Source organism: Pseudomonas sp. B1(2018), from assembly GCF_003097365.1.
In the GTDB taxonomy this organism is placed as follows: domain Bacteria; phylum Pseudomonadota; class Gammaproteobacteria; order Pseudomonadales; family Pseudomonadaceae; genus Aquipseudomonas; species Aquipseudomonas laurylsulfatiphila.
On record NZ_PYUK01000002.1, the window covers coordinates 502877 to 523548 of the forward strand.

A 20672-nucleotide genomic window follows, 5' to 3' on the forward strand; every position below is an offset into this window, starting at 1 on the left:
TGTCATTTGGCAATAACGCGATCAAAGGTCAGAAAAAAGGAACGGCTGAATAAGCTCGTCAGTCACTACTTAGGCCACTGGAATATGCCTGAGGAGTTCACGCCTGATGAGTACCAAGAAGCCTGCCGCCACCAAGAGCGTTCTGGCCGGGACCGATACCCCGGATCGCCACAACACCAATGCCAAGCTCGACAGCCTGGAAACATTTCGCTCCGATGCCTCTGAGCAGGCCTTGCGCACCAACCAGGGCGTGAAGGTGGCGGACAACCAGAACACCCTGAAGGCCGGGGCCCGCGGGCCGTCGCTGCTGGAAGATTTCATCATGCGTGAAAAGATCACGCATTTTGATCATGAGCGCATTCCCGAACGCATCGTTCACGCCCGCGGCACCGGCGCCCATGGTCATTTCCAGAGCTATGAAAACCACTCGGTGCTGACCAAGGCCGGTTTCCTGCAGGACCCCGCGAAGAAAACCCCGGTGTTCGTGCGCTTTTCCACGGTACAGGGGCCGCGAGGGTCAGGCGACACCGTGCGTGATGTGCGGGGCTTCGCCGTGAAGTTCTTCACCGACGAAGGCAACTTCGACCTGGTGGGCAATAACATGCCGGTGTTCTTCATACAGGATGCGATCAAGTTTCCCGACTTCGTGCACGCGGTCAAACCCGAGCCGCATAACGAGATCCCTACCGGTGGCTCGGCCCACGACACTTTCTGGGACTTCGTTTCGCTGGTGCCGGAGTCGGCGCACATGGTGATGTGGGCTATGTCCGACCGGGCGATCCCGAAAAGCCTGCGCAGCATGCAGGGCTTCGGCGTGCACACCTTTCGCCTGATCAATGCCGAGGGCAAGTCGCGCTTCGTCAAGTTCCACTGGCGCCCTACGGCCGGCACTTGCTCCCTGGTGTGGGACGAAGCGCAGAAGCTTGCGGGAAAGGACGCCGACTACCATCGGCGTGATCTGTGGGAGTCGATTGAGATCGGCGACTACCCGGAATGGGAGTTGGGAGTGCAGGTCATCGAAGAAGAAAATGAACACGCCTTTGATTTCGACATTCTCGACCCGACCAAGCTGATTCCTGAAGAGCTCGTGCCCATCACGCCGTTGGGCAAGATGGTGCTGAACCGCAACCCGGACAACTTCTTCGCCGAAACCGAGCAGGTTGCCTTCTGCCCCGGGCATATCGTTCCGGGGATCGATTTCTCCAACGACCCTCTGCTGCAAGGCCGATTGTTTTCCTACACCGACACGCAAATCAGTCGACTCGGCGGGCCGAACTTTCACGAAATCCCGATCAACCGTCCGGTGTCACCGTTCCACAACGGCCAGCGGGACGCCCAGCACCGCACCACCATCGACAAGGGGCGTGCGTCTTATGAGCCGAACTCCATCGATGGCGGCTGGCCAAAGGAAACGCCTGTTTCGGCGCAGGATGGAGGATTCGAGAGTTATCCGGAGCGTATCGACGCCAATAAAATTCGCCAGCGCAGCGAGTCGTTCGCTGACCACTTCTCCCAGGCTCGCTTGTTTTTCCACAGCATGAGTGAGCATGAGCGGGAGCACATCATTTCGGCCTACAGCTTTGAGTTGGGCAAGGTTGAGCGTGAGGCGATTCGCGTCCGGGAAGTGAACGAAATTCTCGCCAATATCGATCTGGAGCTGGCCAAGCGCGTGGCGCAGAACCTTGGATTGCCTGCGCCAGCTCGAGGAACCGTCGAGGTGCGCAAAACCGCACCGGATCACTCTCCGGCATTGAGCCAGGCCAATCTGTTGCCGGAGAACATCAAGACGCGAAAAGTCGCGATTCTAGCGGCCAATGGTGTTGATAGTGCTGCGATTGATGCGATGAAGAAAGCGCTTGCAGCGCAGGGGGCTCACGCGAAGTTACTGGGGCCGACCTCTGCACCCGTGAAAACCGCCGATGGCAAAACCCTGGCGGTCGATGCTTCGATGGAGGGCTCGCCGTCGGTGGCATTCGACGCGGTGTTCGTGCCGGGCGGAGCCGCGTCGATCAAGGCGCTGAGTACGGACGGCGTGGCGTTGCATTACCTACTGGAGGCGTACAAGCATCTCAAGGCTATCGCTTTGCAGGGTGAAGCGAAGCAGTTGCTGGATGTGTTGAAGCTGGAGGCTGATGCGGGATTGATCGTGGGGACGGATGCGAAGCTGATCAAAGGGTTTTTCGCCGCGATCGGACAGCATCGGGTTTGGGAGAGGGAGGTGAAGACCAGGGCGATTCCGGCCTGAGGATCTTTGGAGTTAAAGAGGCCGCCATCGCGAGCAAGCTCGCTCCCACAGGGATCCGAGTTGCCACAAATCTTGTGGCCAACACGTCTCTACTGTGGGAGCGAGCTTGCTCGCGATGCTTTTAAGATTTGCGGGGTGTTAGAACCATCTGCGCCGGAACACTGCGCAAAATCTGCCGCTCCAGCTTCAGGTCAAACTCGGGATCGAGCTTTTTCACCCGTTTTGTCAGCAATGTCGCCAGCCAAGGGTAATCATTGGTGCGTGGAGCCTGAATGCTCACGTCGCACTGAAAATTCACCACATCGGCGGCAATGGCATCCAGTTGGCGACGCAGTTTGCCCATATCGTTGATATTCAGCGAGACCGTGGTGCTTTCAGCCGTCAGATCGATGACCTTGGCCTTTGGCTTGGCTTCGGCAGCTTTCAGGGCCGCTTCGGCTTTTTCCAGTTCGGCCTTGCGTGCCTGGGCGATCGAGCCGTTGACTCCGCCGGTCAGTGCCGGAGCCTTGGGCATCAGCGCGCGGGCACGGCTCAGGGCGGTCGCAGCGGCATCCACATCACCCTTTTGCAGCACGATCTGGCTGCGGCGCAGGTAGGCTTCGGCCAGTTGCCGCTGGTACTGCTCAAGGGAAGCATCGTTGGGCGATTCGGCCTGCAAGGCCGCCAATTGGTCTTCGGCGGTGGCCAGTTCATCGCTGGCGATGTTTTGTTCCAGCTGCACGATGGCCGTGGCTCGCGCATTGGCGGCCTCGGTGGCCGCCGGTGGCGTGCTTTGGCAGGCGCCCAGCAGCAAAGAAAATGCGACAAGGAGCAGATAACGGGAGGCGAACGACTTCATTCCTGCGACTCTCTATTTGCGCAAAAAACGAGCAAGTCTACACCCCTCGACGGGGCAGAACAAAACTCAGCAGAAACAGCGCGGCGGCTGCCACCACAATCGATGGACCGGCCGGGGTGTCCTTGAACCAGGACAACGCCAGCCCGCCACACACGGCGAGTATGCCCAGCAGGCTCGCGCCCAGTGCCATCTGCTCCGGCGAGCGGGCGTGACGTTGTGCCGCGGCCGCCGGGATGATCAGCAACGAAGTGATCAGTAACACGCCGACGATTTTCATCGCCACGGCAATCACCACGGCGATCAGCAACATCAGCGCCAGACGCAATCCGGCCACTGGAAGGCCTTCGACCCTGGCCAGTTCTTCATGCACCGTGATTGCCAGCAATGGCCGCCACAATGCAATCAGCAAGGCCAGCACGGCCGCACTGCCGCCAAGAATCCAGGCCAGATCGGTTGGACTGATTGCCAGCAGGTCGCCGAACAGATAGGCCATCAGGTCAATCCGCACTTCGTGCATGAAGCTTAGTACCACCAGGCCCAGAGAGAGCGTGCTGGGTGCGAGAATTCCCAAAAGCGTATCGGATGCCAAGGGCTGACGTTGTTGCAAGGTCACCAGTAACACCGCCAGCAGCAGGCAACCAACGGTCACGGCAACCGTCGGGCTGACATCCAGCAGGAAGCCCAGGGCCACACCGAGCAATGCCGCGTGGGACAGGGTGTCGCCAAAATAAGCCATGCGCCGCCAGACCACGAAAGACCCCAACGGGCCTGCGACAACGGCCAGGGCCAGGCCTGCAAGCAGGGCGTAGAGCAGAAAATCAGCCATGCTTGCAGCCATCTCCGTGAACATGGGGTTGGCCCGGTGCGGGCGCCTTGACCACCGAGCCATGCAAGTCGTGGGCGTGGTCGTGATGGTGGTGATAAATCGCCAGGCTTTGTGCGTTTTTCCCGAACAGCTCGACGAACGCCGGATCGCCGCTGACCTGCTCGGGATGGCCTGAACAGCAGACGTGACGATTGAGGCAAACCACTTGATCCGTGGTGCTCATCACCAGATGCAAATCGTGGGAGACCATCAGCACACCGCAACCGTGACGGTCGCGCAGGCGGGTGATCAGGCTGTACAGCTCAGCCTGCCCGGCCACGTCGACACCCTGTACCGGTTCGTCGAGTACCAGCAGTTCCGGTTCGCGCAACAAGGCCCGGGCCAGCAGCACGCGTTGCATTTCGCCACCGGAAACGCTTTGCACCGGGCTGTCGATGACCTGTTCGGCGCCGACTTCCTTGAGTGCCGCCAAGGCCATCGCACGGTCTACGCCTGGCACCAGGCGCAGGAAGCGCAATACCGACAGCGGCAGGGTCGGGTCGACATGGAGTTTTTGCGGCATGTAGCCGACCCGCAGTTTCGGCTTGCGCCAGACGTTGCCGCTGTCCGGTTTCAACAGCCCGAGCACGGCACGTACCAGTGTGGTTTTGCCGGCGCCGTTGGGGCCGATCAGGGTCACGATCTGCCCCGGCTCGACACTCAGCTCAATGTTGTCCAGCACCGGTTGCCCGGCGAACGTGACGGCAACCTGCTCGAGACGGATCAGCGCGTTGCTCATCAAGCCCCCTGGCAACCCGAGCACAGACCGACCACTTCGACGGTCTGGCCTTCGACGATAAACCCGACATCCCTGGCGCTGGCGATGATCGCGTCGCTGATGGACTTTTGCTCGAGCTCAATGGCGGCGTGGCACACACGGCAGATCAGGAACTGACCCTGGTGTGCATGTTCCGGGTGATTGCAGCCGATGAAGGCGTTGAGCGAGGAAATCCTATGGACCAGGCCGTTTTCCAGCAGGAAATCCAGCGCGCGATATACCGTCGGCGGCGCGGCGCGGCGACCGTCCTGCTCACTGAGGACCGCGAGAATGTCGTAGGCACCCAGCGGCTTGTGGCTTTGCCACACCAGTTCCAGCACCCGCCGACGCAATGCGGTCAGGCGCAGGCCTTGACGAGCGCACAGGGCATCGGCCTCGGACAAAGCGCTATGAACGCAATGCGAGTGGTCGTGGGGGCGGCTGGCAATCGGTGTTTTTAGCATGAGCGGCGACGAGTTTTGTGAGAGACGTTATTATGTTACCCGTTCTCGCCTCTTCGAGTGGTCATCGTGTCCCGTCTTTTTTCTATCTTTGTCGCATTTTTCGCAAGTTTTCTGCTGATCGGTCCGGCGCAGGCCGAGGTCAAGGTCCTTACCAGCATCAAGCCACTGCAGTTGATCGCAGCGGCGGTGCAGGACGGCGTGGCGATTCCTGAGGTCTTGCTGCCACCGGGTGCCTCGCCGCACAACTATGCGCTGCGCCCTTCCGACGTTCGCAAGGTGCAATCGGTGGACCTGCTGTACTGGATTGGTCCGGACATGGAAGGTTTCCTGCCTCGCGTGCTCAATGGTCGTACGCTGCCCAGCGTCGCCGTGCAGGATTTGCCAAACATGAAACTGCGCCGTTTTGCCGAAGATAGCCACTCCCACGCCGAAGAAGCCGACGACCACGACCACGATCATCGCCCAGGCAGCCTGGATGCGCATTTGTGGCTGTCGCCGGTCAACGCCCGGGTCATCGCCACGAAAATGGCGGCTGACCTGAGTGCCGCCGATCCTGACAATGCCGTGCGCTATCAGGCCAACCTGAAAGCTTTCGACGAGCGTCTCGATGCGTTGGATGCGCGCCTGAAGAAACGCCTGGCCGATGTTCAGGGCAAGCCTTACTTCGTGTTCCACGAAGCGTTCGATTACTTCGAAGACGCCTACGGCCTCAAGCACGTGGGTGTGTTCAGCGTCGCGGCCGAAGTGCAACCCGGTGCCCAGCATGTCGCGGCGATGCGCGCACGCTTGCAGGAAGTCGGCAAGACCTGCGTATTCAGCGAGCCACCGCTGCGTCCGCGCCTGGCGGAAACCCTGGTGGCGGGTTTGCCGGTGAAGCTGGCGGAACTGGATGCGTTGGGCGGGTACACGCCGGCGACGGCCCAGGGCTATGAGCAGGTCCTGGAGAAATTGGGGAATGATCTGGCGGGGTGTCTGGAGTCGTTGTAACTGCTGAAACAAAAAGATCGCAGCCTTCGGCAGCTCCTACAGAGATCGGTGCAGGAGCTGCCGAAGGCTGCGATCTTTTGCTTTTTAAAGGGCGAAAGGCAACGGCGTATTGACCGTCTGCCGCTGCGCCAGGCGCAGCTGGAACTCCATCGGATCGTGAATCAACACGTCCTGCCCGGCGAACGACTCCGCTGCGATCAGGCGTGACAACCAGAACCGTACGCAAGCCACCCGCAGCATGGTCGGCCACAACTCGGCTTCGGCAGCGGTGAACGGCCGCAAGGCCGCATAAGCACCCAGCAAGGCCCGTGCTCGCGGTCCATCGATCACGCCATCGTCGTCCGAGCACCAGTCGTTCAAGGCAATCGCCACGTCGTAGAGCATCGGCCCGGAGCAGGCGTTGTAGAAGTCGATCAGTCCGGTCAGGTGTGTGCCTTCGAACATCGCGTTGTCGCGGAACAGGTCGGCGTGAATGTTCGCCCGCGGCAGAGCGAGGATTTTTTCTTTCTGTCGGGTGATTTCTTCCAGCGCCCGTTGCAGCAGGTCTTTCTGTTCGGCACCGAGGTGCGACAGGAACTGCGTGCCCTCTTCCAGCATCCAGTCCAGGCCGCGATCGGTTTTGCGTTTGATCATGTTGGCCTGGGTCGCCAGGTGCAGATGGCCGAGCAGTTCACCGACCTGAGCGCAATGTTGCGCGTTGGCTTGCTTGATGTGCTTGCCGGCCAGGCGTGGTTGCAGCAACGCCGGTTTGCCCGCCAGTTCGCGCAAGGCCACGCCGTCGGTGGTGCGCAGGGCGTAAGGCACTGGCAGGTCGGCGCCGTGCAGCACATCGAGCAGCTCGATGAAGAACGGCATTTCCTGAACCGGACCGCGCTCGACCAGGGTCAGGACAAATTCGCCCTGCTCCAGGCTGATAAAGAAATTGGTGTTTTCGCTACCGGCGGCAATCCCCTGGAAATCAAGCAGGCGGCCGAGGCCATAAGGGGCGAGAAAAGCTTCCAGCTCGGGCCGAGCCAGGGGGGTGAACACAGACATGTTTAAACTGCCAGTACGGGCGCCGCTGTTGAGCCAGCGCCGATTAAAGTTAAGGACGACTTACCACTTAAAAATTTCCCACGCCGGAATCAGCATATCCGGGTAATCAGAGCGGATGAAGTTACCTTCTGATCCGTCGGCGCGTACCAGGAAATACGGCTTGCCGCCTTTGGGCGTGACTTTGATCGCATACAGAAAACCGTTTTGGCGGTATTCCTGGATGAGCTTGTCCCCTTCCGTGCGGATCGTGACATCTGGCTCCGGTGTCGGCGCATCGTCCGCCGCCATCACGGCCAATGGGGCGATTGCAAACAAGCCAGCCAGCAACAGGCGATTTGGTGTGCGCATGATAACCTTGTCCCTTTGTCGTCAACGGTCCCGCTATTCTAGCGCCGGACCCGCCGAAAAGGTTGATCCTGCTCATGAGCCAAGCCCCCCTCGTCCTGGTGGACGGTTCTTCTTACCTGTACCGCGCCTTTCACGCGCTGCCGCCGTTGACCACGTCCAAAGGCCTGCCGACCGGCGCGGTCAAGGGCGTGTTGAACATGCTCAAGAGCCTGCGCAAGCAATATCCGAACAGTCCGTTCGCCGTGGTGTTCGACGCCAAGGGTGGGACTTTTCGCGATGACATGTACGCCGAATACAAGGCCAACCGTCCGAGTATGCCCGACGACATGCGCGTGCAGATCGAGCCGCTGCACCAGAGCGTGATCGCCCTGGGCTTCCCGCTGCTGTGCGTCGAGGGCGTCGAGGCTGATGACGTGATCGGCACCCTGGCCCGCAGCAGCGCGGCGGCGGATCGTCCGGTGATCATCTCCACGGGCGACAAGGATATGGCGCAACTGGTCGATGGTCACATTACCTTGGTCAACACCATGACCGGTAGCAGCATGGACGTGGAGGGCGTGAAGGAGAAATTCGGCGTCGCTCCCGAGCAGATCATCGATTATCTGGCGCTCATGGGCGATTCTTCCGACAACATTCCGGGCGTTCCGGGGATTGGCCCGAAGACCGCTTCCGGCCTGCTGGTCGGTGTGAACGGCGGTCTGACCGAGCTCTATGCGCAGCTCGACATCGTACCGACCCTGCCGATTCGTGGTGCCAAGACCCTGCCGGCCAAGCTCGAAGAGCACAAGGAAATGGCCTTCCTGTCCTATCAGTTGGCGACCATCAAGGTCGACGTGCCGCTGGACATTGGTCTCGACGACTTGCAAATGGGCGCGGAAGATCCGGCGAAACTCTACGAGTTGTACAGCCTGCTGGAGTTCAAGAGCTGGCTGAACGACCTTGATCGCGACGCCAAGCGCCTGGAACTGAGCGCAGCCGCCGAGCCTGCACCGGCCGTCGATCTGTTCAGCGAACCCGAGGCCGCCGCACCGGCCGCCGCTGCTGAAGCCGCCTACGAAACCATCCTTGATCAGGCGCGTTTCGATGCCTGGCTGGAAAAGCTGAACAACGCCAGGCTGTTCGCCTTCGACACTGAAACCACCGGCATCGACGCGCAGCAGGCGCAACTGGTGGGTCTGTCGTTCGCGGTTCAGGCTAACGAAGCGGCCTACATCCCGTTGACCCATTCCTACATCGGCGTGCCGCAGCAACTGGACCGCGACACGGTCCTGCGCGCGCTCAAGCCGATTCTGGAAGACCCGAACAAGCTCAAGGTCGGCCAGCACGCCAAGTTCGACATGAACATCCTGGCCAACTGTGCCATCGGCGGCGTACAGGACAACGGCATCACCGTGCGCGGCATCGCCTTCGACACCATGCTCGAGTCCTACGTGCTCAACTCCACGGCCACGCGCCATGACATGGACAGCCTGGCGCAGAAGTATCTGGACCACACCACGGTGAGCTTCCAGGACATCGCCGGCAAAGGCGTGAAACAGCTGACGTTCGATCAGATCGCCCTTGAGCAGGCCGGGCCTTACGCCGCCGAAGATGCGGACATCACCCTGCGTCTGCATCAGGTCCTGTTCGAAAAGCTCTCGGCCATTCCGAGCCTGGCCAGTGTGCTGACCGACATCGAAATCCCGTTGGTGCCGGTGCTGGCGCGCATCGAGCGCCAGGGCGCATTCGTCGACGCCGCCCTGCTGGGTGTGCAAAGCATCGAACTGGGCGACAAGATGGTCGCACTTGAACGCGAAGCCTTCGAGATTGCCGGCGAGGAATTCAACCTCGGTTCGCCCAAGCAGCTCGGCGTGATCCTCTACGAGAAACTCGGCCTGCCGGTACTGAAAAAAACTGCCAAGGGTCAGCCGTCCACCGCCGAAGAGGTGCTGGCCAAGCTGGCGGAAGACGACTACCGATTGCCGAAAGTGCTCATGGAATATCGCTCCATGAGCAAGCTGAAAAGCACCTACACCGATCGTTTGCCGGAACAGATCAACCCGCGTACCGGGCGGATCCATACGTCGTACCACCAGGCTGTCGCCTCCACCGGGCGCCTGTCCTCCAGCGATCCGAACCTGCAGAACATCCCGGTGCGCACCGCCGAAGGGCGTCGTATCCGCCAGGCCTTCGTGGCCCCGGCCGGCTACAAGCTGCTGGCGGCGGACTACTCGCAGATCGAGTTGCGGATCATGGCGCACCTGTCACGGGATGAGGGGCTGATGAACGCCTTCCGCCACAATCTGGACGTGCACACCGCGACCGCCGCCGAAGTGTTCAAGGTCGAACTGGCCGACGTGACCTCCGACCAGCGCCGCAGCGCCAAGGCGATCAACTTCGGTCTGATCTACGGCATGGGGGCGCAGAAGCTCGGCAAGGACATTGGCGTCGACACCAAGACCGCCAAGGCCTACATCGATACCTACTTCGCCCGATACCCCGGCGTACGCCAGTACATGGACCGCACGCGGGCCCAGGCCGCCGAGCAAGGTTATGTCGAGACGTTCTTCGGTCGTCGCCTGTACCTGCCGGACATCAACTCCAACAAGCCGCAAGAACGCGCCGCCGCCGAACGCACGGCGATCAACGCACCGATGCAAGGCACCGCTGCGGACATCATCAAGAAAGCCATGGTCGCTGTGGATAACTGGCTGACCGCCTCCGGTCTCGACGCCAAAGTCATTTTGCAGGTGCACGATGAACTGGTGCTGGAGGTGCGTGAGGACCTGGTCGACCAGGTTCGCGATGAAATTCGCGTACACATGAGCGAGGCCGCGAAGCTGGATGTGCCGTTGCTGGTGGAAGTGGGTGTTGGAAATAACTGGGATGAGGCTCACTGAGCCTTCCTGTAGGAGCGAGCTCGCTCCTACAGAAAAGAGTCGTGTTCTGCTGCGGCATAGTGCCGCGGCAGAAGAGCGCAAACAACTTAGTCCGGAAGGTTATCGGGGTTATTTCAAAGCTATTTGAAAAAAATCTGAACTAATCTTGCGAAGCGCTACTCAGAGGTACTGAATGGCTGGTGAAGCCCTTCGATGCTCCTATGTTGTGTTAAGTGTTGGCAGATATCTGGACCCCGCCCTAGCGGTCTAGAGCTTGAACCCCGGAACTTCTCCCTCCCCATATGAAGTCCGGGGTTTTTTTTGCCTGCAGAAAGCTGTCTGGAGTGCCCCAGACAGCTTTCGCAGCCTTACTGGGCTTCTACCTCGACACCCTTGTCCGCCAGCTCCATCCAGCCTGCCAGTACGGTATAGGCTTCTTCCAGGCCCATGCGTTTCGGGGCCGAGAACAACTGAATCGTCACCAGATCGCCCCAGCCCTTGCGGATTTCCGCCTGAACCTTGAGCAGCGTGTTCTTGGCCGCGCCATAGGTCAGCTTGTCCGCTTTGGTCAGCAGAATGTGCATTGGCATGCCGGCAGCCACGGCCCAATCGAGCATCAGCAGGTCGAAATCGGTCATCGGATGGCGGATGTCCATCATCAGGATCAGGCCTTTCAAACTCTCGCGGCCACCCAAGTACGCTTCCAGGTGACGCTGCCAGTGTTGCTTGAGCGGGATCGGTACTTTTGCATAACCGTAGCCCGGCAGGTCGACCAGACGGCGTTCATCGTCTAGCTTGAAGAAATTCAACAGTTGCGTGCGCCCCGGGGTTTTCGAGGTGCGCGCCAGGCTGGCGTGGGTCAGGGTGTTCAAGGCACTCGATTTGCCGGCGTTGGAACGCCCGGCGAAGGCGACTTCGAAGCCCTCGTCATCCGGACATTGGTCGACTTTGGCGGCGCTGAGCATGAAGGTGGACTGTTGGCACAGACCGAGGATGGGATTCTTGAGTTGCATGGGATTTCCGATGTGGGCGGCGCCAGGAATGGGTGCGGCAAGCAGTGTCGCTTCCGTTTCAGTGACGCCAGTATATAATGCCGCAGATTTTGTGTGCGCTTTGTCCCAGCGTAGGATGAAGTTCACGAGAGCGACAGACCTTGATTGCGCACTAGAACGCAGCACGCTCTCAACCCTGAAAAGGTCGTTTTATGACGAAATGGCTGCTAGCTGCCGGTGTCTTGATGCCGCTTTACAGCGCTCAGGCTACACAGGATCCGGAAGCTGTGTACAACCGTGTTTGTGGTGCCTGTCATTCCGGCCAATTACCCATGGCGCCGAAAAAAGGCGATCAGGATGCTTGGACGCCGAGGTTGGCGAAAGGTATGGAGACGCTGGTGCAACACGTGACCCAGGGTTTCAAGGCGATGCCGCCGCGTGGTTTGTGCATGGACTGCAGTGCCGAGGATTACCAAGCCATCATCCATTGGATGAGCGAGTAAGCCCGGTCCATAACTCTTAACCCTTAGCCGTAGTTGGATTAGCTGATGAAGAAATTGATCGTGAGTCTGCTGTTGACCGTGGGCATCTCCGGCATAGCCCATGCTGCAGGTGAGGCAGTACAACCGGGTGATGCTAAAGCCGGACAGGCCAAAGCCGCCGTCTGTGGCGCCTGCCACGGCCCGGATGGCAACAGCATGGCGCCAAACTTTCCAAAGCTGGCGGGTCAGGGTGAACGCTACCTGACCAAGCAATTGCACGACATCAAGTCGGGCAAGCGCACCGTTCTGGAAATGACCGGCCTGCTGACCAACCTGAGCGATCAGGACCTGGCGGACATCGCCGCCTACTTCGCCAGCCAGAAAGGCAGCGTCGGTGCCGCCGATCCTAAAGTCGTCGCTCGCGGTGAAGCCCTGTTCCGTGGCGGTGACCTGGCCAAGGGCATGCCAGCCTGCACCGGTTGCCACTCTCCGAACGGCGCCGGCAACGCAGCCGCCGGCTTCCCGCACCTGGGTGGCCAGCACGCTCAATACATCGCCAAGCAACTGACCGATTTCCGCAAGGAAGAAGGCGGCCGCACCAACGATGGCGACGCCAAGACCATGCAGACCATTGCCAAGAAGCTGAGCGACGAAGACATCGCCGCGGTGTCCAGCTACATTCAGGGCCTGCACTAAGGCCGGCGGATCGGGCGTTGAACGGGGTACATATCGCCCGCAACGTTAACGCTCGATTAATCCGTTGCAACGAGTATAAAAAGGGTGGCCTTGGCCGCCCTTTTTTGTGGCCGCTGCCGTTACACTACAGAACTCAAGCCCGCCAGGACCTGTCTGAAAACACGTCGCGCGAGGCGAAAAATTTGTCCAGGAGTGAAGCATGCGTAATCTGATCATCAGCGCCGTTTTTGCCGCTGCCAGCCTGTTCGGCATGACTGCCCAGGCCGCTGAAGCCCCCGCTGCACCTTATGTCGAACTGAGCAATCCGGTTCCGGTCGCCGTGCCTGGCAAGATCGAAGTGGTAGAGCTGTTCTGGTACGGCTGCCCGCATTGCTATGCCTTTGAACCGGTGATCAATCCCTGGGCCGAGAAGCTGCCCTCGGACGTGAACTTCGTGCGCATTCCAGCCATGTTCGGTGGCCCGTGGGATGCTCACGGCCAGATGTTCCTGACCCTTGAAGCCATGGGTGTCGAGCACAGCGTTCACGCTGCGGTGTTCAACGCGATTCAGAAAGAGCACAAGAAACTGACCGACAAGAATGACATGGCCGACTTCCTCGCTACCCAAGGCGTGGACAAGGACAAGTTCCTCGCGACTTTCGACTCTTTCGCTATCAAGGGCCAGATCATCAAGGCTCGCGAACTGGCCAAGAAGTATGAAATCTCCGGCGTTCCAACCATGATCGTCAACGGCAAGTACCGCTTTGACGTAGGCTCCGCCGGCGGTGCCGAACAGGCCCTGCAACTGGCCGACAAACTGATCGACAAAGAGCGAGCGGCTAACAAGGCTGCCGCCAACTAAGGGCAGTCACTGCCATGCGCCGATGGGGTACTGAACGCATCGTTGGCCTGCATGATCCGCGGGTCAACGAGCATCATCTGGAGTCCACGGGCCTGCCCGCAGACAGTCGTCTGCGCTTGCTCAGTTTCAATATCCAGGTCGGCATCAGCACCGAGCGCTACCGGCATTACCTGACCCGGGGCTGGCAGCATCTGCTGCCGCACACCGGGCGTGCCGACAATCTGCAGAAGATCGGCAATCTGCTGGGCGACTTCGATCTGGTCGCCTTGCAGGAGGCCGATGGTGGCAGCCTGCGTTCAGGCTACGTCAATCAGGTTGAGCATCTGGCCCAGCTCGGCGCCTTCCCCTACTGGTATCAACAACTCAATCGCAATCTCGGACGCCTGGCCCAGCACAGCAATGGCGTGCTCAGCCGTTTGCGCCCGTGGGCCATTGAAGATCATCCGCTGCCGGGCCCAAAGGGGCGTGGAGCCATCCTGGTACGCTTCGGCGAAGGCCCGGAAGCACTGGTGGTCGTCATGATGCACCTGGCGCTGGGCGCCCGTGCGCGCAGCCTGCAACTGGCCTACATCCGCGATCTGATCGGCGACTACAAACACCAGGTACTGATGGGCGACATGAATACCCATGCCAGTGACCTGCTGCAAAATTCCGCGTTGCGCGATCTCGGCCTGCTCGCGCCGCAAATGGAAGCAACGTTCCCCAGCTGGCGTCCACAGCGCTGCCTGGACCATATCCTGCTGAGCCCGAGCCTGACCCTGGAAAAGGTCGAGGTGCTGGCACAGCCTATTTCCGATCACCTGCCGGTCGCGGTAGAGATTCGTCTGCCGGGTTCGCTCACGGCCGATGCATTGCCCGCGTTGAGTCCTGCCCCTCGCGGAACCCATGAATGAGCGACGAAACACAGCGCTGGAAAGAGAAATACCTCAAAAGCATCGAACAGCAGGAAAAGCTCGAACGTCGCTGGGACGCGCGGCTCGACTTGCTGCGTCGCGGGCTGGTGCGCAGCACCCTGGCGGCGGAAGGTACTGACCGCGCGGTTGACCAATGCATGAAGGAAATGCGCGAGGTCGTGCGTACCGATGACATGGACGCCGGCCTGGCCGCGCTGATTCCTCGCCTGGAAAAAGCCGTGCTCGACTCCGAACAGCGTCGGGAAACCCGAATCAATCAGACCAGTGCCGCCCTGACCGCACTGGTCACTCAACTGCAAACATTGCCGCTGCCACGGGATGTGAGCCGGCCACTCAAGAGTTTCGCCAAGCAACTGGATGCGCGGGTCAGTCAGGCGCGTGAGATACCCTTGTTGCTCAGCGAGCTGAGTGGCTTGCAAGGCAAGGCCCTGAGCCAGCTGGAGACACCGACGGAACCTGGTCGGCCGGGCCTGCTCCAGCGATTGTTCGGCGGTCGTGAAGCAGACGAAGCGGTGGCATCGACAGCGGCCCTCGTAGCCGAGAGCCCTGCGGCGATTATCGAGTCGGCCCCGGTCGCGATTGAGACGGCAATCTGCGAAGTGTCCATGGCGGAGCCAGTTGCAAAGGAGTCCGCGCCGACCGAGCCAGGCGAGGTTTCCCCTGCTCCGGCAGCCGTGGCCCTGGCACCTGCCGTCGCGCCGCTTCAAGCCGTCATTGCTGACGCGGCAGAAACCGAGCAAGCCGAGAAGCCGACCCCGGAAACACCTCTTGAGTCGCAAGTGAACCCCGACGAGCTGACCGCGTCAGCATCACCGGATAGCCTGGCCTTGCTTGCGAATCCGACAGCGGAGGTGGTCGCCGCAGATCAGCCGCTATCCGGGCGCGACACTTTCTACGCACTCCCGGATTCCCCAGAGCCCTCCTACAGCTCGGTGGCCAGCCACATCGAAGACACGCTGCTGGGGCTGCTCGAAGACCTGACATTGCCCGAGCGTCATCGCCCGCAAGCCGAATCCATGCGCGATCGTCTGAAAAATGGTCTGAACTGGTACGAATTACTACCGATTCTCGACGACTTCGCCACGTTGATGCTGGCCATTACCGACAGCGGCCAGCATGAGTTCGAAGCCTACCTGCAACGACTGAACGAGCGCCTCGAATCGTTCCAGAGCAACCTGCAGGCCGCCACCGCAGGACACGCCGACAACCGTTCGGCTGCGCGGCAGATGGACACGCAGATCCGCGAACAGGTTGATGGCCTGCAAAGCAGCATGCAGGACGCCGCGGACCTGGAAGATCTCAAGCACGTTCTGGAAAACCATCTCGAAGGCTTGCTGGGCACCATGGACCAGCACCAGAAACAACGCGATGAGCGCGAGCAAGAGGTCGCTGCGCGCCTGCACAGTCTGGCCGAGCGCGTTGCCCATATGGAGCAGGAGGCCCAGGGTTACCGTGAGCATCTTGAGGAGCAACGGCAGAAGGCGCTGGTCGACCCGTTGACCGGCCTGCCCAACCGCGCGGCCTGGAGCGAGCGCCTGGATCATGAAGTCAAACAATGGCAGCAACATGGCAATACGCTGTTGCTGGCCATGCTCGACCTCGATCATTTCAAGCGCATCAACGATAACTACGGGCACCTGGCCGGTGACAAGGTGCTGAAGATTATTGCCAGCGTGTTGCGCAAGCGTCTTCGCGGAACGGACTTCATTGCCCGGTTCGGCGGTGAAGAGTTTGTGCTGTTAATGCCATCCACGGTGCCGGCGGCGGGGCTGAAGTTGCTGGAAAGCCTGCGTGCCTCCATCGAAGCCTGTCCGTTCCACTTCAAGGGAGAGCCGGTGACCATTACCGTGTCTGTCGGAATGTCGGCGTTCAGGCCGGGTGAGCACAGCGATCAAGTGCTTAAAAGAGCCGATCAGGCGTTGTACCGAGCAAAAAATGCTGGACGCAACCGCGTGGAGCCGGGCTGAGTATTATTTGTTCCATTTTTGTTTAATTCGCGGCGATTGCCCTCAGCCCGCAAGGCATTACGTTACACTGTTGCATTATTGTCTTGTGTGTACTGCCTTTCGCCATGAAATATCTTGCTCTGATCGTGTCACTTGTTGTGCTGGCCGGCTGCGCCAGCGGTCCCCGTTTTGATACCAGTCATCCTTCAGCCAATTACGACAGCCGTGTGCAGTTCGTGGTGGTGCATTACACCAACGCCTCGCTGGAGCGTTCGCTGCAACTGTTGACCCACGGCGAAGTCAGCAGTCATTACCTGATCGGTGACGACGAGGGCGCCACCATCTACAAGCTGATGGATGAAAACGTTCGCGCCTGGCACGCCGGGGAGAGCGAATGGGATGGCCGGACCTGGCTGAATTCCAGTTCCATCGGTATCGAAATCGTCAACCCGGGGTTCAAGGACACTCCAACCGGGCGCGTTTGGTACCCCTACAGCGAAGATCAGGTTCAGTCCTTGATCGTATTGCTCAAGGACATCAGCAAGCGTCAGGGTATCAAGCCTCGCGACATCATTGGCCATAGCGACATTGCGCCGTTGCGCAAACTGGACCCGGGGCCGCTGTTCCCCTGGAAGCGTCTGGCTGCCGAAGGTCTGGGCATCTGGCCGAACGAGCAGGCGGTCGCGCGCCAGCAAATGCTGTTCGCCGAACAGTTGCCAAGCATCAGCTGGTTTCAGGGGCAATTGGCCCGCCTGGGTTATGCCTCGCCACAAACCGGCGAGCTCGATGTTGCGACACGACATGTGATAGCAGCCTTCCAGATGCATTTCCGCCCGGCACGTTTCGATGGCACTCCGGACGCGCAAACAGCCGCGCTGCTTTTGGTGTTGAACCAGACAAAATAATGGCGCCCGCCCGGCGGTCAGGGCTTTTTCCCAATCAGCAGCTATAACTCATTGGTAATCCATCGGATATTGCGCAATGACTGCTGCTCGAGAGACCTTCCGTAGTTGGTTCCATCGCCCCTGGTTCCTGGGGCTGATGTCGGCTGTCTTGAGCGCAACGTTGTTGATGGCCGGCAGCCTGTTCGTCGCCATTCATCAGGTCGAGCAAAACGAAAGCGAAGAAATGAATGCTCAGGGTGAGCGCTTTCTCGCCCGCCTGGAACAGCTCTTCGGGCAACTGCGTGAAAGCCTCGACGACCTTGAAGCGCAGCCGTTGCGCGGTTGCGATGCTGAAATGATCGCGACCTTGCAACAGGTTACGTTCAATTATCGCTTCGTCTACGAAGCCGCCTATATGGACTCTTCGCGAATCTGCTCCAATCGCCCTCGCCAGGAAGGGCTGTCGCTGATTCGAGCGCCAGACATCAAAGGCCCGACCTACAGCTATTGGCTCAACACCACCACCGAACCCGATGAAAACCGCGCCGCCCTGATGCTGGGGCGCGGGAATTTCCGGGTCGCGACCTCTCGCGGGCATTTGACCGATATGGTCGACCTGTCGCCGGGCAGCAGCCTGCTGGTAGTGCTGGACCATGGTACGCGCGCGATTCCGGTATTGGGCTCTTCCCAGATCTGGCCGCCGGTCGAGGCCTGGCCACCGAAAAACCGTGATGCGCTGCAGATCACCCAGACACGCCTGATATACCGCATGCCCACTGACAACCCGGAGTATCAATTGGTGTTGATCAGCCTGCGTACGGGCATGCATATCCCGTCGGTCTGGTGGTGGCTGCTGCCGGCCAGCCTTGCGCTGGGCATATGCGTCGGGTTCCTGGTGTTCCTGCTGGTGCAACAGCGGCAGTCGCTGGATGCCGAACTGGCCGGGGCGATTCGCCGGGGTGAGTTGCAGGTGCTGTATCAACCGATCTTCGACCTCGATAGCCGCAACTGTGTCGGGGCTGAAGCGTTGCTGCGCTGGCGCAGGCCGGACGGCACCCTGACCAGTCCCGACCTGTTCATTCCGATGGCGGAGGACACCGGGCAGATTCGCCAGATGACGGATTTCGTCTTGCAACGTTTGCTCGAGCAACTCGGTCAGTTGCTGCGTGCCAACCCGCAACTGTACATCTCGGTCAATCTCGCGGCGTGTGATGTGATGGTCCCGCGAATCGGCCAGGTGATGGCGAGGCTGCTGACCCTGCACCGCGTCGCTGCGCGGCAAATCGCCTTCGAGGTTACCGAGCGTGGGCTGGTCGATGTGGTGGTGGCCCGGGAAAACCTGCAATCGCTGCGGGATGTCGGGCACCAGGTGTTGATCGATGATTTTGGCACCGGCTACTGCAGCCTCGCTTATTTGCAAACCCTGCCGGTGGACTGCCTGAAAATCGACAAGGCGTTCATTGATGCGTTGGGCCATGATGCCGCCAGCAGCGGTGTGGCCCCGCACATCATTCACATGGCCCAATCGCTGCATTTGAAGGTGATTGCCGAGGGCATCGAACATGAGGCCCAGGCCGAGTTCCTGAGCAGTGAAGGCGTGAAGTTCGGCCAGGGCTGGCTGTTCGCCCACGCGCTGAGCGCGGTTCAGTTCATTGAATTGATAACCCGGGGGCGACGTCGAGCGGGCGGGCGGCGCCTGGATGACGAAGCGTGACCGCGATCTAGACCGTCAGCGCCATGTAGAACTGAGTACCCTGCCCCGGCCGTGAATAGACGCCCATCCGCCCGCCATGCAATTGCACGATTTCCTTGCACAATGCCAGGCCGAGACCGGCTCCGCCTTTCTTGCGTCCGACCTGCACGAACGGCTCGAAGATCCGTCCCTGCTGACCGTAGGCGATGCCTTCGCCGTTGTCTTCGACACTGATGATGACGCGGTCGCCGTGGCGCCGGGCGTGCAGGCGTATCCGCCCGCCGGAACCGGTGTGGCGCAAGGCGTTGTCGAGCAAATTATCGAGTACCCGCTCCAGTTGTGGCTGATCGGCCTGCAAACGCGGCAAAGGCCCCTGCACTTCCACCAGCAGACTGATGTCCTTCTCGGCGGCCGATGCGGCAAAGCGTGACTCAGCCTGTTCCAGCAGCGCCTCGATGGAACACGGCGCCAAGGTGAGTTTTTGCAAACCGTTCTGGTAACGCGAGAAATTCAGCAGGTCATTGATCAGCTGCATCAGCCGCTGCATCTCTTCATTCACGGTATCGAGCAGGTCGGCTTCCCGGGAGTCCGGGGCAAAGTGCGCGCGCTCGCGGAATAATCCGAAGGCCATGTGCATGCCGGTGACCGGTGTGCGCAATTCATGGGAGGCGCGCAACACAAATTCGCTGCGTACCCGTTCGAAGGCACGCTGCTCCGTGACGTCATGCAGCACCATCACGGCCCCGAGAATATGGCCCTGGGTGTGGCTGACCGGGGTCAGGCTATAGGTCAGCAGTCGCGACTCGCCGTCGACCTCGACACTCAAGTCCTCCGGCGCCCGCTCCAGAGTGCCGCCGCGCAGCACCAGTTGCAGCTGCTCATCGAGTTCAGGGCGCTCCAGCGCCGTGCCCAATCCCTGTCCCAGGCGATCGAATTCCCAGCCCAGCTGACGCTGGGCCACAGGGTTAAGGTGTTCCAGATGGCCCTGACGGTCGATCATCAGCAGCCCGTCGTCGATGCTGTCGAGCACGGCCTGCAAACGCTGCTGGCCGGCCAGCAACTCATCGACGTTGGTGGCCTGATGTTCACGCAGCGCCTGGGCCATGATCCCGAAGCGCCGGGTCAACTGGTTGAGCTCCACTGCCGAGGAGATCGGTAGGGTGACATCGAAATTGCCCTGGCCGATATTGTCCGCTGCCTTGGCCAAGGCTTCGATGGGCGCCCCGAAACGCCGGGCAATGGCCTGCGCGGTCACGAAGCCGATGATCAGCACCGCCAGCCCCACCAGGGCGAGCAACCCGGCGATCAGCAGTGCCCGCTCCCGGGCCTGGCGTTCGGTATCGTTGATGGTATCCAGCGCGCGCTTGTGCTCGGCGATCAGACCATTGCGCAGTGAGTTGAATTTTTCCGTCAGGTTGTCATGGCTGCTGAGCACAGTCGAAGGGTCCGGGGACGCCTCATAAGCTTCGATAAAGCGCTCGTAGTCAGCCTTGGCTTTTCTGAAGCCGTACTCGCTTGCGTTCTGCTCGGGTTCCTGGGCGATGCCTTCCTCCAGCAATTCGAAGTAACGCTGCTTCGAGGCGGCGAAAGCGGCGGAGTCAGGCTTCTCGCTGAGCATGATGATCAGTTGGTCACCCAGGGTCTGGCGCAGCTTGAGTCCCAGGTCCAGGGTGATGAAGTTACTGCGGGTCAGTGCTTCCTGGCTGCCGGCCATCTGCATCACGCTGACCAGCCCGAGCAGGAGCCCGAGCAAGGCGACGGTGATCAGTGCGGAGATGCTCAAGAAAAGCCGGGTCCGCAATTTCATCGCCAGTTTCATCGGCTATT

18 protein-coding genes are annotated in these 20672 nt (G+C 60.4%); 10 read left to right on the plus strand and 8 right to left on the minus strand.

Annotated elements, in window-relative coordinates:
- Positions 1-106 precede the first annotated feature (106 nt).
- Positions 107-2245, plus strand: a complete 2139-nt coding sequence (gene katE, locus C9422_RS04825) for a catalase HPII (protein ID WP_116579864.1) — start codon at positions 107-109, stop codon at positions 2243-2245.
- Between the two features lie 121 nt (positions 2246-2366).
- Here katE and C9422_RS04830 read toward each other — a convergent pair whose 3' ends face one another.
- From C9422_RS04830 to zur, 4 genes are read right to left on the minus strand one after another with little or no spacing between them, the layout of a single operon-like run.
- Complete coding sequence (locus C9422_RS04830) at positions 2367-3083, minus strand: PA5502 family lipoprotein (RefSeq protein ID WP_116579865.1); 717 nt, start codon at positions 3081-3083, stop codon at positions 2367-2369.
- A 37-nt stretch (positions 3084-3120) separates the two neighbouring features.
- Positions 3121-3909 carry a zinc ABC transporter permease subunit ZnuB gene (gene znuB / locus C9422_RS04835; protein WP_007969802.1) on the minus strand — a complete coding sequence of 263 codons (789 nt, stop codon included), beginning with the start codon at positions 3907-3909 and terminating at the stop codon, positions 3121-3123.
- The gene (gene znuC / locus C9422_RS04840) at positions 3902-4687 is read right to left on the minus strand and encodes a zinc ABC transporter ATP-binding protein ZnuC (RefSeq protein ID WP_007969800.1); all 786 of its coding nucleotides are present in this window, start codon (positions 4685-4687) and stop codon (positions 3902-3904) included. The genes znuB and znuC overlap by 8 nt, the downstream gene beginning before the upstream one ends.
- On the minus strand, positions 4687-5169 hold the full coding sequence (gene zur, locus C9422_RS04845; RefSeq protein ID WP_007969799.1) for a zinc uptake transcriptional repressor Zur: 483 nt from the start codon (positions 5167-5169) through the stop codon (positions 4687-4689). The genes znuC and zur overlap by 1 nt, the downstream gene beginning before the upstream one ends.
- Before the next feature lie 66 nt (positions 5170-5235).
- On the opposite strand from zur, the gene znuA reads away from it, so the two are divergent.
- Positions 5236-6156 carry a zinc ABC transporter substrate-binding protein ZnuA gene (gene znuA / locus C9422_RS04850; protein WP_178082411.1) on the plus strand — a complete coding sequence of 307 codons (921 nt, stop codon included), beginning with the start codon at positions 5236-5238 and terminating at the stop codon, positions 6154-6156.
- 84 nt (positions 6157-6240) lie between these two features.
- On the opposite strand, the gene C9422_RS04855 is transcribed toward znuA, so the two are convergent.
- Together C9422_RS04855 and C9422_RS04860 are read right to left on the minus strand one after the other, a co-directional pair.
- The gene (locus tag C9422_RS04855; RefSeq protein WP_007989412.1) at positions 6241-7191 is read right to left on the minus strand and encodes a homoserine kinase; all 951 of its coding nucleotides are present in this window, start codon (positions 7189-7191) and stop codon (positions 6241-6243) included.
- A gap of 60 nt (positions 7192-7251) precedes the next feature.
- Positions 7252-7539: a DUF2782 domain-containing protein gene (locus C9422_RS04860; RefSeq protein ID WP_007989414.1), complete on the minus strand. Its 288-nt coding sequence runs from the start codon at positions 7537-7539 to the stop codon at positions 7252-7254.
- A 74-nt stretch (positions 7540-7613) separates the two neighbouring features.
- On the opposite strand from C9422_RS04860, the gene polA reads away from it, so the two are divergent.
- Positions 7614-10418 (plus strand): DNA polymerase I, encoded by a 2805-nt coding sequence (gene polA, locus C9422_RS04865; protein ID WP_116579867.1) that lies wholly within the window; start codon positions 7614-7616, stop codon positions 10416-10418.
- Between the two features lie 347 nt (positions 10419-10765).
- Here the strand turns inward: polA and yihA are convergent, their stop codons facing one another.
- A complete protein-coding gene (gene yihA / locus C9422_RS04870) occupies positions 10766-11410 on the minus strand; it encodes a ribosome biogenesis GTP-binding protein YihA/YsxC (RefSeq protein ID WP_102674491.1) in 645 nt (214 codons plus the stop codon).
- Between the two features lie 191 nt (positions 11411-11601).
- Here yihA and C9422_RS04875 point away from each other — a divergent pair, with 191 nt between their 5' ends.
- From C9422_RS04875 to C9422_RS04910, 7 genes are all read left to right on the plus strand, one after another.
- Positions 11602-11892, plus strand: coding sequence for a cytochrome c5 family protein (locus C9422_RS04875; RefSeq protein WP_104450419.1), 291 nt, complete (start codon positions 11602-11604; stop codon positions 11890-11892).
- Positions 11893-11937: 45 nt separating this feature from the next.
- Entirely contained in the window at positions 11938-12567 is a 630-nt protein-coding gene (locus tag C9422_RS04880; RefSeq protein WP_116579868.1) for a cytochrome c, read from the plus strand.
- 199 nt (positions 12568-12766) lie between these two features.
- Positions 12767-13408, plus strand: coding sequence for a thiol:disulfide interchange protein DsbA/DsbL (locus C9422_RS04890; protein ID WP_116579869.1), 642 nt, complete (start codon positions 12767-12769; stop codon positions 13406-13408).
- 14 nt (positions 13409-13422) lie between these two features.
- Positions 13423-14301, plus strand: coding sequence for an endonuclease/exonuclease/phosphatase family protein (locus C9422_RS04895; protein ID WP_007969788.1), 879 nt, complete (start codon positions 13423-13425; stop codon positions 14299-14301).
- Positions 14298-16289 (plus strand): GGDEF domain-containing protein, encoded by a 1992-nt coding sequence (locus tag C9422_RS04900; RefSeq protein WP_116579870.1) that lies wholly within the window; start codon positions 14298-14300, stop codon positions 16287-16289. The genes C9422_RS04895 and C9422_RS04900 overlap by 4 nt, the downstream gene beginning before the upstream one ends.
- Before the next feature lie 104 nt (positions 16290-16393).
- Positions 16394-17173, plus strand: coding sequence for an N-acetylmuramoyl-L-alanine amidase (locus C9422_RS04905; protein ID WP_116579871.1), 780 nt, complete (start codon positions 16394-16396; stop codon positions 17171-17173).
- 76 nt (positions 17174-17249) lie between these two features.
- Positions 17250-18866 (plus strand): EAL domain-containing protein, encoded by a 1617-nt coding sequence (locus tag C9422_RS04910; protein ID WP_116579872.1) that lies wholly within the window; start codon positions 17250-17252, stop codon positions 18864-18866.
- A gap of 7 nt (positions 18867-18873) precedes the next feature.
- On the opposite strand, the gene C9422_RS04915 is transcribed toward C9422_RS04910, so the two are convergent.
- The gene (locus C9422_RS04915) at positions 18874-20664 is read right to left on the minus strand and encodes an ATP-binding protein (protein WP_116579873.1); all 1791 of its coding nucleotides are present in this window, start codon (positions 20662-20664) and stop codon (positions 18874-18876) included.
- Positions 20665-20672 lie beyond the last annotated feature (8 nt).